Raw genomic sequence first — 13,312 nt, forward strand, 5'->3', positions numbered from 1 at the left:
ATTTTATCTAATAAATTTTTAACCTCACATATATAGCGCTTTGCTTTAAACACAAACACGCTAAAACTCCAGTAACAACTATTACTAAACTCATTCAGGTTTCTCTATAGAATTCTCTTCACTATATGGTACTTCTCCATTCTAATTATAAAGTACATCGATACAGCTATATTCACAACCAAATTCAATAAAGCTTCACCTCAAAAAGGACCATAAAGTCAGTCTTATAGACTATCTAAGATGTTTTTTGAGCAGAAAGCATAAAAATTACTTTAATCTGAAGGCAGAACCAACATTATCTTGTTCCCATTGTAGAAAAGTGCAACAATATGCTATTCAACTTTTACTAGTTTAAAATTACTTCATATTCTGCAACACATATGACTCATTCATCACAACAGCTTATACCCATATATTTATAGCAATTATAGGTAACACACAGCTAGTTTCCTAGTTTCAAAACAAAGTGTTCTAAAACAGAGCATTATAGCTAAATATTTTCTGAAACTACTTTGTCTTATGGCTTATACAAAGGCCAAAATATACTACCACCACATAGTGTTATAGGGCACATTTAGTTAAGATATTAACTAATACTTTATGCTAAGCATAAAATGCATACAAGCTCTTGCCGTAAAATGATTAAAGTAGAAAGTGGATAATATTAACTTAAAAGTAACCACAAATTAGTACGTATGTAGTTTATCGTCTTGCCCTTGCTGTGAGTTTCTCCTATTTTGCTCCTTCCTAATGTAAACATTGCTGTTCCTCTGATTTCTAAACTCAACTATCCTTTTATCAATTTCATTTTGCGATTTCTTTCTATTTAAGCTTTGCTTCTCAGACTTATTTATATCTTCACTACTATTAACTCTCTCTTCTAAGCCTTTTTCAACAAATAGCTTCCTAACATTAAGCTCTTTCCACGTTCCTATAATCTTTTCATCATCTTTATCCCTTAATTCTTCCCTTTTTCCAGCTCCAATAACGCTAAAGTCTTTCATGAATTCTTTCCAGTACTCACGTAATTGACAATTCCACATAGTCAGGTAAGCATCACCATACTTTTTTTTATTTGCTACAAACAATAAAATTGGAGCTTTCAACATAGTAGTTCCTATATTTACCAAGTTCTTCACCATTATTGCAGTGGTAAATAAAAAGTAACCACAAGATTTTGCAATTAAATTTTGCCTTCTCATTAAATACTCAGCTAACTTCATAGGAATGAAAGCTAACAACTTAGCACAAATCTTAGCTAAGCCTGCAATAAAGACAACAGAAACAGATATAAGACTCTTATCTAGCTCAAGGTTATTACCCTGAGCTCTAATTTCAAAAAAACTAGTGCTTAATTTTTTATAATCACTAGTGTATAATAATTCTCCGTTTCTTCCTTTTTCATCAATGAACTCTTGAACTTTACCTTCTTTACTTTTTTCCTTTTTAGTCAGTACAGAAGAATTAATTAACTTAAGTAAACTAGTGTCAATCTCAAAAACTGGTAAATGTCCTGCAAGATCAAATTTTTTAAACTTAAATGGCTCATAAAACCCACGATAATCGTCATTACAATCATGTTTGTCTCTATTAACCTTACCTTTATCAACTAAAAATTGAATAGTAAAATAACTTTTACCGTCCCTTGTTTTAAAAGGTTCTCCTTTTTCATCTGATAAAACAGAAATTAAATTATATTTATATCCACCATAACGAAGCTTATACATATCCTTATTATTATCTTCACCTTTTTCGATTTTACCAAACCTAACAATATGATCATAATTCTCTGGATATCGACACTTCCGCCCGTCTTTGTACACCATCACCTTTCTGAGGTCTTTGACGTAAATTTGAGATTCAGATGGAGCAAATAGATCTTTTATCTTTAGTACAAGATTTGTTCCTACTTTCTTTAATACCTCCAACATATTATTAAACTAAGATCACTATAAGCACTATAGTTCAATAATAAAACCAACACGTTAATAACATATTAACATAGAGTTGACGGTCTTATAAAAAAATATGCCTGTAAAAGAAAAAAATTGTAAAGGCAAGGACTATATAAGTGACGCTCGATAAGTACTTTATGCATGTAATTATAAAAAACTTTATAGGTATGCTATGTATATAATCTTCGCATACTACCTGTATTCCAAGAACTGCATGCCAAAAAATATAAAATAGTAATATAACAAAAAACAAAAGTTCTAGAGGATGATCAATAGCCTGAAGTAATTTTTCATTAAAAGATAAAGAAGTATTTGCATAAAATGCACAAAAACCCAAATAGATAAACCAAGGGAATAAAAGTAGCAAAACCACTGCAGAAATACGCTGTACCCACCAATAATGTACTGAATTTCTAAACTGATTCATATAAATATAAATAAAAAAGCCATAGTAAAAAGAAGCAACATTACCGTCAGTAGTATAGCACTTTTCGAAACATCAGTAATTCTTAAGTTAAACCCAACATCCCATAATAAATGACGAATACCATTGAAAAAATGATATAGGAAACCTACAAAACATAAAACGTAAGCTAATTTAGCAATAGGAGTAGATAANNCAATACATTTAAGTACTTTACTATAAACAGTTTAGGAAAATAAACATGTAATATAAAATACCAAGAAAGCATTACTAACAAAAGAAATAGCAAGATACCAGTTAATCTATGTATAATAGAGAAAAGATTAGTAATTTGTATTTTATATATTTGTAGATGTGGAGAAATAGGCCTATCACTCATAAAATCTCATACCAAGAAATTAGAATAGGAAGATCAAAACAAAGAAGAAGTAAAGACAGCAGTATAGTGCATAATAGCACTACCATTAAAAGCAGTGAGCTATGCACAAAGCCTAAGGAGGTAATCCAGCTGCAGATTCCCCTACTGCTACCTTGTTACGACTTCACCCCAGTCACTGATCCCACTTTAAATAACTCCTTCCTTACGGTTAGGTCATTAGCTTCGAGTGAAACCAATTCCCATGGCGTGACGGGCAGTGTGTACAAGACCCGAGAACGTATTCACCGTGGCATGCTGATCCACGATTACTAGCGATTCCAACTTCATACACTCGAGTTGCAGAGTGCAATCCGAACTGAGATGGCTTTTAAGGGATTAGCTTAGCCTCACGACTTTGCAGCCCATTGTAGCCACCATTGTAGCACGTGTGTAGCCCACTCCATAAGGGCCATGATGACTTGACGTCATCCCCACCTTCCTCCAGTTTATCACTGGCAGTTTCCTTAAAGTCCCCAGCATTACCTGATGGTAACTAAGGATGAGGGTTACGCTCGTTGCGGGACTTAACCTAACATCTCACGACACGAACTGACGACAGCCATGCAACACCTGTGTGAAACCCGGCCGAACCGACTCTATCCCTTCGAATAGATATAATTTCCATGTCAAGGAGTGGTAAGGTTTTTCGCGTTGCATCGAATTAAACCACATGCTCCACCGCTTGTGCGGGTCCCCGTCAATTCCTTTGAGTTTTAATCTTGCGACCGTAGTCCCCAGGCGGAATGTTTAACGCGTTAGCTGTAACACAGAAAGTAACCTTCCCATATTTAACATTCATCGTTTACAGCGTGGACTACCAGGGTATCTAATCCTGTTTGCTCCCCACGCTTTCGCACCTCAGCGTCAGATTTGAACCAGATAGACGCCTTCGCCACTGGTGTTCCTCCTAATATTTACGAATTTCACCTCTACACTAGGAATTCCTCTATCCTCTTTCAACCTCTAGACCAGCAGTTTTAAAAGCAATTCCAAAGTTAAGCTTTGGAATTTCACTTTTAACTTACTAACCAGCCTACGTGCTCTTTACGCCCAATAATTCCGAATAACGCTAGCCCTCTCCGTATTACCGCGGCTGCTGGCACGGAGTTAGCCAGGACTTCTTCTGTGAGTACCGTCATTATCTTCCTCACTGAAAGAGCTTTACAACCCAAAGGCCTTCTTCACTCACGCGGCATGGCTGGATCAAGCTTCCGCCCATTGTCCAATATTCCCCACTGCTGCCTCCCGTAGGAGTCTGGACCGTATCTCAGTTCCAGTGTGGCTGATCATCCTCTCAGATCAGCTATAGATCATAGCCTTGGCAGGCCATTACCCTACCAACTAGCTAATCTAATATAGGCTCATCTAATAGCAATAAATCTTTCCCCCGTAGGGCGTATACGGTATTAGTTGTCGTTTCCAGCAATTGTTCCGTACTACTAGGTAGATTCCTATACATTACTCACCCGTCTGCCACTAAGTTATACTATAGCAAGCTATACCATAACTCCGTTCGACTTGCATGTGTTAGGCCTGCCGCCAGCGTTCATTCTGAGCCAGGATCAAACTCTCAAATTTAAACTTCAACCCATAAAAGGTTGAGGGTATATCGGATAAAATCCGATAAAGAATAATTTAGCTTTATACTGCTGTCTTTATTTCTACTTTAGAAATATTTTTAATCTTCAACTATTCAAACAACTTTAAAAATATTATTATATGATATAATCATAGTGTCAATATGTTTTTGCAAATCAAAAGCATTAATATATAAATATACATTTACTAAGAGTACTACTATGAAGAAATACATCCTTTTACTTATATTAATACCATTTCTAGTTATTATCATATTGTACTCATTATATAATATTGATAGCACAAAGCAATCTATAACCGCAGGCAATAAGTTTTATAAAGCATTATTTTCCAAAAAAGATATAAAGTTATTAGAGGAAATAGGCTCAAGTTGGAAGTGTTTAGCAAATTTCGAAAGCGCATTCAACCATATCTCAAATTTAACACCAACAGATGCAGTATCTATTTACAACGATATAGCAGATGATCAAGATATTCCTAATGTTCTACGTGAATTAGCACAATATTTAGAAGTAATGAGTTTATTTTACAATAATGAAAAAATAAATAAAGATAAAATTAATAATTTAGAATCAAGTATAGTATACCCTTGTTCAAGTCAAGAAGCTATTGCTATAATAAAGATACATAATAATGACATCAAAGGCGCAGTTAAAATATTACACTCATTATTAAATGACAGAAAATGCCCTACTCTAATAAAAGCTAACGCACAAGAATTACTTCGGATATATGAAAGTTAAAAGACTGCTTTTGTACATGGCAGAAATGGAAGAAGCTATTTAATAAACTTCACTAGTTCCTCTTAATTATGGTACTAAAGGTACTCAATTACTTTTAATCCGTGCAGATTAAAAGACGAAAGCATTACATAGTTGAATTCTCATATTTAATTTTTATGCTATGTGTTTCATGTTCTCTTTTTTTTATCTAGTAAATTTTTTAAAAAATTATAACTAAATGTTAGTTGTATTAAGAATGCAACTGAGTCGCAGTTTTAAAATAGACATTAACCAAAGTCTGTTTTACCTTTTTCTTACTTAGCCAAAAGGCCATCAATGTTTGTAGCTAAAATAACGAAAAAGCGACTAAATTACCCTTGCTCTTTACAAATTAATGCTTAAAACTCCATCAACAACTAAGCCAATCTTCTATGTAATCTAAGATTTTTATTCTTTCTCAACAAGACATAAAAAGCTCCTTTACCACCATGTTTTTTTGTAGCTTGTCGACAGTATAGAACCATATGCTGAATTTTAGTATCATTTAACCACTTACTTAAATTATTTTTTATAATATCTGTTTTACCTACCGTACTTCCTTGTCCTGTAATTATTAACAAACATCTACTCCCTACTTGATAACTTTTAATAATAAAACCCACTAATCTATAGTAAGCATCCTCTATACTATAGCCATGTAGGTCAAGCTTATCACTTATGAAACATTTTCCTTTATCAACTTTTAACTTTGTGTTGTAGTCAAGACAAAATGGCAAGTTACCATTATCAATATTAAGAAAATTTTCTTGTAAGTAAGATGCATCTTTACTGACTATAGATTTTATATTTACTTTATGATCAACTCTTAAAGTCACTTTTTCAGACCTTATTGGTTTAACGTTTTTTTGCCAATTTAACTCATTATTTAACATAAATACACTATAATCATATCTTACAACTTTACAATAATATCTAAGCATANGTAAAATATTACTTATTTTATAGAAATACGATCCCCAACAGTACAATGAAACCATTAAAAATTAATGAAAGTTTTTGGCTGTATGGAAAGCACACTTGCATGTCAGCACTAAAGAATAAAAATAGGCAGTGTATAAAACTGTTAATAACAAAAAGTTTCTATAAGGAACATGAAAAAGAAATTAGGCAATGTGTAGATAATAAGGGCATTAAATTCCAATTAGTAGAAAATAAAATATTTAACAATATTTTACCAAAAAGTGCTAATCACCAAGGAATTGCTTTAAAAGTTGCTCCTATTCTCCACAGCTTAAGCATTGAAAAAATAACTAAAAACTCAAGCGAAATTTCCACTATAGTTATTTTAGATCAAGTTACTGACACACATAATATAGGGTCAATTTTAAGAACATCAGCTTGTTTTAATGTTGATGCAGCAATTTTACCTCATAACTATTCACCAAACGAAAATGCATCTATTGCAAAAGCAGCAAGTGGAGCATTAGATATTATGCCGCTAATATACATTACAAACATAGTAAAAACTATGGAGCATTTAAAAAAGGTCGGCTATTGGTGTTATGGATTTGATAGCAATGCTAAAGAGCATATAAATGAAATAAAAAGATTTTGGAAAAAAAGAGTAGTTATTTTTGGCTCTGAAGAGAAAGGAATGCGGAGATTAGTTAAAGAAAATTGTGACTATCTTTTAAAAATCCCAATGTCAAATGCAATTGATAGCTTAAATGTTTCAAATGCAGCAGCAATAGGATTATACTCTATATACAGTAAAACACCGCATATAATAATAAAGTGATTTTTTTACTTGATAAAGATATAGTTTCGTACTACAATAACGCTAAGGAATAAAAAGGAGTCATATTTATGTCTTACATGAGAAATGAGCGAGGTGTTTGCTCTCAAGGTATTTATTATAGCGCTGGACTTAGGAGTTACCTAACTAAAGTATATAATTACATGGCTCTAGCTTTAGGTATTACTGGACTTATTGCGTTTTTGACGGTGTTTTCTGGTCTTTTTCAGGTAATTTATTCCAATCCAGTTCTGTCACTTATAGTGATGCTTTCTCCAGTTGTACTAGTATTTTATATGTCTTTTAGGCTTCAATATCTGAGCTCTCAGTCTACAGTTACTGTATTTCTCTTATTCTCAGTCTTAATGGGGCTTTCCTTATCCCATATCTTCATAGTTTACATAGCAAAAAATATAGCAAGAGCATTTTTTATTACATCGTTTATGTTTGGCTCCATGGCTTTATATGGTAATACTACAAGAAAAGATCTGACTAGCATGGGTTCTTTTCTAATTATGGGAATCTGGGGATTAATCATTGCGTCCATAGTTAATTTATTTCTTGGAAGCAGTTCTCTCTATTTTGCAATATCATTCATATCAGTAATAATTTTTACTCTAATTACTGCATACGATGCTCAAAGGATAAAAGATGTCTATTATAGGTACAATGATGGATCAGAACTCGCAGCCACTAAGCTAGCTATACTTGGTGCAACTAATCTTTATTTCGACTTTATCAACATCTTCCTCAATCTACTTAGGTTACTTAACTTGTTTAATAATAGAGACTAGATGTTTTCCTTCTTAAGAGGAAATAGTAAAGGTTCTATAGCTTTTTTTTTGATATCCTTAGTGATATTAATGCTATGTCTTACATACATTTCGGTACCACTATATAGTACCTTTTGTAAAGTTACCGGGTATGGCGGCACAACGAGAAAAGTAATCAACACAACAACAAATATAACTAATCAAAAAATTAGAGTCTATTTTAACGCTGATATAATGCCAGATTTATTATGGAAATTTTACCCAGAAACTAGCTACATTGATGTGAACATAGGGGAACAAAATTTAGCTTTCTATTACGCAAAAAATTTATCTGATCAGCTTTCGCTTGGAATGGCAGTATACAACGTCACACCTTTTAAAGCAGGTAAGTATTTTAACAAAGTTGCATGCTTTTGCTTTGAAGAACAAACGCTATTGCCGAAACAAAAAGCAGCCATGCCAGTTTCCTTTTACATAGACCCTGAGATCATGCATGATAATAGCACAAAAGATTTAAGTGAAATAACACTATCATATACGTTTTTCAAGCTTAAATAGTAGGAAATGGAAGAAAGGTTGTAAATCTTGTTTCTAAAGTACATATATGAGTCGTAAACGCAGCAAAAAAAACTTTTTTAATTAACTAAACACTACTGCAACATTTGCATAGCAATCCAGACAACATTTATGTATAGGTAAGTGCGTCAGCAACCTTCTACTATTCAAAGTATCAAGATTAGTTTTTTCTTATAATGAATATAGTAAAGATATAATTATAAATATAAAATTCTTAATTATTTTAAATGATATAAAAACTTATGTGAAGGAATTATATGTACCAAATCAATCAAAATGCATTCTAGAATATAGAGATTGTTTACCACTACAATAAAATGTGCTTGTTCAACGCGATACAATTAAGCAGCGATTTTATCGCGAAGAAATCTTATGTAGGTTCTCAAATTTATCTTATACACTAGATTAGCTATTTCTCCTATTAAGCAACAAGAGTTTGCTTATGCAAAAATAGATTGGCAATATTTTTACAAGTGTGCTTTTATCAAGCAACAATTTTTAAAACAATAGAAATAGCTTCATTTCATTACCAAAAGAGAAAATAACCACTTAACGAAAGATTTTGATTCTATCCGCTTGCAAAAAGCAACTACATTCCCTAACTAATTAAAGGCAAAAAAGAGCCAAGACTGAAATAAAGTCTCTAATTCATGTGATCATATATCACAATGATACTCCTAAGTTAACATTTTAATATAACTAAAAATAAAACAATAACTATCTTGATGAACAAAAGGCTTATTCATCCATAGTAAATATAGAACAGTTTTGTACTTTTAAAGTAGCTAAGAAAAGCTAGAGAACCCAAGGTTATAAAGACGATTAGTATGAATTTCAAGTAAGAAAGTATTATAGAGTATCCAGAATTACTATAGGAAGTATAAGCCCACTAGTTGATACCATTAAACATTCCATGATATGTTGTGTTAAATAATGAAATATCAGCCAAAATAATAAGAAAATATATATATCAAGAAATCAGGCTATAATGATTCACCACTTCGTGTATTTAGTAATCTTCTTTTCGTAGTATTTGAATACTTAGAATAAAGTAAATTATTTAAGACTTAGAACTTTGAGAATCTAGAAAAAAACTGCAATCACTATACAACAATTAATTATACCAAAATCTTCTATGCAGTGTGTAACATTGCTCTCCATAGCAGAATTTCCTAGAGACAGCCTATTTCAACATCACTAAACACAAGTTGCTCATGTTGTCTATAAAAGACAGATCTACTTCAATCAATACATTAATATAACTCAAGACTATCCAGGATAGAATAACTGCAAACAAGAAATAAAAACAACCCAAATATAACTGACAACCGCAAAAACTGCTGATATTCTACGCAATCTACTCAACTTTACCCAGCAAAAAAAGTTGAACTAGATGTGCAGGTAATCATATAAACGAGCTAGGAAAATTTTTCATCCGTAGTACAAATACTTATCAGTAATAACAATAATCACCATCATTAAGCCGAACAACAATAGAAATATTTCAGTAATAAGCATAATTGAATATAAGACCTGCAAACGTTAGTAACTTTCTATAGATCTATTTTCTAAAACAAAAGATATTACACTATATCATAAACTTTCGCTAAAACTTTCTTTATATCATCATTCGAAAGCGGAATCAGACCAAGCCTAGATAAGTATCCATTCTTAGCACTGATTGAATCTATCACCTCTCTAATGAACTCTTTTAATCCATCAGTGATATTTAAGTGCTCTTTTTTTATGTAAATATACAGAGGCCTTGCTAGTATATATTTTCCTGACGATATATTTTCATAAGTTGGTTCAATTCCTGCAATTGTGCTCCCTTGTACTTTATCTTGGTTCCTCACTAAAAAGCTAAAACTAAATATCCCTAAGGCATTTCTATTGCTTTTCAATTTTTGAATTATTATATTTTCATTACTTCCAACTTCTATGTATCTTCCATCATCTCTTATACTACTGCATGCTTTTTTTCTTTCTTCTGGATCCTTATAGCTCTCTTTGAAAACTCTTGAATTCATGCATGAGTATTGATCAAGCATAACGAAATTAATCAAAGTATTATAAGTACCTGTATTTTGATGTGGACCATAAATTTCAATTTCTGTTTTTGGTAAAACATGATTTATATCAAACCAAAACTTCTTATTATTTTTAACCAGTTTACCATTTTCTTCGGAATACGCAGATAAAGTTTCGAACAAATCTTTTTTTGTAAAATCAAACTTATAACTTTGATTCGAATTTGCAATTACAACTCCGTCATATCCAATGATGATTTCTACCACTTCATTAACCTTATTTCTCTTACATAACTCTCTCTCCGCCTCCTTTATAGGACGAGATGAAGCAGCGATATCTGGCGTGTTCTTTCCTATACCTGAACAAAACATCTTGAATCCTTGGCCACTTCCTATCGATTCTACAACTGGAGTTCTAAAAGAAAATACACGACTGAAGTCTTCAGCTATAAATGAGATAAAAGGAAAAACCGTCGAAGATCCAACAATTCTAATATATTTCCTTGCATCAACATCTGATAGCGGCATAAACACTACAAATATAAAAATTAAGAGAAAGCTCCTAGGCATTATTTTTCATTAAAGATATAAACCTATAATTATTATAACAAAAGATCAAATTAAAAAATTCCAACTAAGGTACAAACTATTTACCATAAAAATAGATAATTATAATAATAATTAATTTTTATAACTACTTTAATTTCTTCTTTTTTTATTACTAACTTTACTTTTTGCTACAGTATTCCCTATCAACAAGTTCTACCACCGCCATTGAAGCACAATCACCTTTTCGGGTGTTAAACTTTATTATTCTAGAATACCCACCTTTACGATCTTGATAACGGGTAGCAGCTAAAGCTAGTAACTTATCAACTGCTAACTTATTATTATGAAGGCGCGAAAGTAAAAGCCTTCTGCCATATAAAGTATTTTTATTCTTAGCAATTGTAATAAATTTTTCCACATACGGGCGAAGCTCCTTAGCCTTCGGCAAAGTAGTTATAATCTGCTCATGGTTTATTAAGGAAATAGACAGGTTCTTCAGCATCGATAATCTGTGCTTAGTTCGACGAGAGAGTTTACGCTTTTTTATTCTATGTTTCATATATCATTCAATCTTCATCAGTATGTTGTCTAGCTAATTCATCTATATTCTTAGGTGGCCAATTTGGGATATTCATACCTAAAGATAAACCAAAATTATTTAAAACTGCCTTGATCTCATTCAAGGACTTTCTGCCAAAATTAGCAGTCCTCAACATTTCACTCTCCGTTCTCTGAACAAGATCACCTATATAAGTAACATTTTCATTTTTCAAACAATTATGTGACCTAACAGACAACTCCATTTCATCTACCTTACGTAATAAGATAGGATCATAACCTAAATCTCTATAACTACTAGACGAAGAAACTTGTGACGACTTTTTATGACTCGCATCAGAGTTAATAAAGGGCTGCAGTTGCTCTTGTAATATCCTTGCAGCAGAATCAACAGCTTGACTTGGAGAAATTGTACCATCAGTTTCAATCGACAATATCAACTTATCCTTATCAGTAACTTGACCAACACGACTATTCTCTGCTTTATACGAAACCTTGTTAATAGGACTATACAAAGCATTAACTGGGATGAACCCCTTTAAATCCCGTTCACTAATAAGCTTCAAAAGCTCGTTTTCTTTATATTTGGTAACAGGAAGGTAGCCTTTTCCACTAGCTACATATATAGTCATATTGAGCTCCACATTCTGCCCGAGGGTACATATTAGCAAATTCTTATTAACAATAGAACACTGATCATCAGCTTCTATCATTCCAGCCACTACTTGACAAGGCCCTTTAGCACTCAAATTTAAGCTCTTATTAAGAGTACCATTCAATTTACACCTCAACATACCTACATTCAATACTATATCAGTTACATCTTCTCTTATCCCTTGAATTGAAGTAAACTCATGAGTTACACCTTCAATTTTTATTCCATAAACAGCACTACCTATAAGAGAAGATAACATCACACGCCTCAATGCATTACCAAGCGTCAAAGCAAAACCACTCTCCAATGGTTCTAATACTATATCACCTTTTTCATTTGAATTACCTGGTAATACCTTGATTGAATTAGGCCTAGTCAATTTACTTAAACTACTAAAAACAGTAACATTGTCATTACGATACATAAAATACCCTTTTTAAATATTCTATACTCTTCTTTTTTTTCTTAACCTACATCCATTATGAGGAATTGCGGTTTTATCTGCAATTGAGGTTACTGTTAACCCACAGCCTTGGAGTGCTTTAACCGCAGCTTCAGCCCCAAAACCAGGACCACATATTATCACGGAAACAACTTTCATACCAAATTTTTCTACCGCAATCCTTGCAGCAGATTCTGAAGCTTTCCCCGCAGCATAAGGTGTAGATTTTCTTGAACCTGAGAAACCATGTGCGCCAACAGAAGTTTGGTACAAAGTGTTACCTTGAACATCAGTTACATTTATAAAAGTATTGTTAAAAGTTGCACGAATATGAACAATTCCAGTAACAAACTTCTTTGTACTTTTACTAACTGTTCTGAACTTCTTCATAAATTCATAATAACCACAAATTTTATTTCTTTCCAGCAATAGATAAACGAGACCTACCCTTACGAGTCTTAGCATTGGTATGAGTCCTTTGTCCTCTTACAGGCAAACCTTTTCTGTGCCTCACTCCTTTATAGCACCCCATTTCTACTAAAGACTTTATATTCATAGCCACTTCTTTCCTAAGTTCACCTTCTATGGTATAATTTTGTCTAATGAAATTACCGATCCTCTCTATATCCTTATCTTGTAATTCTGAAATACGTTTACCTTTATTAATTTCACAAGCACGGCAAATTGTATTTGCAGTAGCGATACCTATACCATATATATAAGTTAATGCAAAAGGAACACATTTCTTTACTGGAACATTTACACCTGCAACGCGTACCACTAATACCCCAATACTTCATTAGTAATAATTTTTAA

12 protein-coding genes, 1 rRNA gene and 1 pseudogene are annotated in these 13,312 nt (G+C 32.6%); 4 read left to right on the top strand and 10 right to left on the bottom strand.

All coding sequences use genetic code 11. The features are described from left to right. Nucleotides 1-686 precede the first annotated feature (686 nt). The 4 genes and pseudogenes from HSX44_RS02155 to HSX44_RS02175 all read right to left on the bottom strand — a co-directional run bounded on the left by HSX44_RS02155 (nt 687) and on the right by HSX44_RS02175 (nt 4,375). Nucleotides 687-1,931 carry a hypothetical protein gene (locus HSX44_RS02155; RefSeq protein WP_275602108.1) on the bottom strand — a complete coding sequence of 415 codons (1,245 nt, stop codon included), beginning with the start codon at nt 1,929-1,931 and terminating at the stop codon, nt 687-689. A gap of 85 nt (nt 1,932-2,016) precedes the next feature. Then, nucleotides 2,017-2,382, bottom strand: coding sequence for a succinate dehydrogenase, hydrophobic membrane anchor protein (gene sdhD, locus HSX44_RS02160; RefSeq protein WP_275602109.1), 366 nt, complete (start codon nt 2,380-2,382; stop codon nt 2,017-2,019). Next, a pseudogene (gene sdhC, locus HSX44_RS03935) lies at nt 2,379-2,758 on the bottom strand (succinate dehydrogenase, cytochrome b556 subunit). Before sdhC ends, sdhD begins: the two are co-directional and overlap by 4 nt. A 113-nt stretch (nt 2,759-2,871) precedes the next feature. After that, nucleotides 2,872-4,375: ribosomal RNA gene (locus HSX44_RS02175) — 16S ribosomal RNA — on the bottom strand. Nucleotides 4,376-4,530: 155 nt separating this feature from the next. On the opposite strand from HSX44_RS02175, the gene HSX44_RS02180 reads away from it, so the two are divergent. Then, complete coding sequence (locus HSX44_RS02180; RefSeq protein WP_275602111.1) at nt 4,531-5,139, top strand: hypothetical protein; 609 nt, start codon at nt 4,531-4,533, stop codon at nt 5,137-5,139. Nucleotides 5,140-5,534: 395 nt separating this feature from the next. On the opposite strand, the gene HSX44_RS02185 is transcribed toward HSX44_RS02180, so the two are convergent. Further along, the gene (locus HSX44_RS02185) at nt 5,535-6,050 is read right to left on the bottom strand and encodes a Smr/MutS family protein (RefSeq protein WP_275602112.1); all 516 of its coding nucleotides are present in this window, start codon (nt 6,048-6,050) and stop codon (nt 5,535-5,537) included. 95 nt (nt 6,051-6,145) lie between these two features. Here HSX44_RS02185 and rlmB point away from each other — a divergent pair, with 95 nt between their 5' ends. From rlmB to HSX44_RS02200, 3 genes are all read left to right on the top strand, one after another. Further along, nucleotides 6,146-6,916 carry a 23S rRNA (guanosine(2251)-2'-O)-methyltransferase RlmB gene (rlmB, locus tag HSX44_RS02190; protein ID WP_275602113.1) on the top strand — a complete coding sequence of 257 codons (771 nt, stop codon included), beginning with the start codon at nt 6,146-6,148 and terminating at the stop codon, nt 6,914-6,916. Between the two features lie 68 nt (nt 6,917-6,984). Then, a complete protein-coding gene (locus tag HSX44_RS02195) occupies nt 6,985-7,707 on the top strand; it encodes a Bax inhibitor-1/YccA family protein (RefSeq protein ID WP_275602115.1) in 723 nt (240 codons plus the stop codon). Next, complete coding sequence (locus HSX44_RS02200) at nt 7,708-8,244, top strand: cytochrome c oxidase assembly protein (protein ID WP_275602116.1); 537 nt, start codon at nt 7,708-7,710, stop codon at nt 8,242-8,244. A 1,601-nt stretch (nt 8,245-9,845) separates the two neighbouring features. Here HSX44_RS02200 and HSX44_RS02205 read toward each other — a convergent pair. The 5 genes from HSX44_RS02205 to rpsM form a co-directional block, all read right to left on the bottom strand. Further along, nucleotides 9,846-10,862 (bottom strand): substrate-binding domain-containing protein, encoded by a 1,017-nt coding sequence (locus HSX44_RS02205; RefSeq protein ID WP_275602117.1) that lies wholly within the window; start codon nt 10,860-10,862, stop codon nt 9,846-9,848. Between the two features lie 157 nt (nt 10,863-11,019). Continuing rightward, nucleotides 11,020-11,400 (bottom strand): 50S ribosomal protein L17, encoded by a 381-nt coding sequence (rplQ, locus tag HSX44_RS02210; RefSeq protein ID WP_410543448.1) that lies wholly within the window; start codon nt 11,398-11,400, stop codon nt 11,020-11,022. Nucleotides 11,401-11,407: 7 nt separating this feature from the next. Beyond that, complete coding sequence (locus HSX44_RS02215; protein WP_275602118.1) at nt 11,408-12,478, bottom strand: DNA-directed RNA polymerase subunit alpha; 1,071 nt, start codon at nt 12,476-12,478, stop codon at nt 11,408-11,410. 21 nt (nt 12,479-12,499) lie between these two features. Beyond that, nucleotides 12,500-12,886, bottom strand: a complete 387-nt coding sequence (gene rpsK, locus HSX44_RS02220) for a 30S ribosomal protein S11 (protein WP_025264195.1) — start codon at nt 12,884-12,886, stop codon at nt 12,500-12,502. Between the two features lie 22 nt (nt 12,887-12,908). Next, nucleotides 12,909-13,277 (bottom strand): 30S ribosomal protein S13, encoded by a 369-nt coding sequence (gene rpsM / locus HSX44_RS02225; protein ID WP_275602119.1) that lies wholly within the window; start codon nt 13,275-13,277, stop codon nt 12,909-12,911. Between the last annotated feature and the right edge of the window lie 35 nt (nt 13,278-13,312).

The sequence above is a fragment of the Wolbachia endosymbiont of Onchocerca gibsoni genome (assembly GCF_029169405.1).
Classification (GTDB): domain Bacteria; phylum Pseudomonadota; class Alphaproteobacteria; order Rickettsiales; family Anaplasmataceae; genus Wolbachia.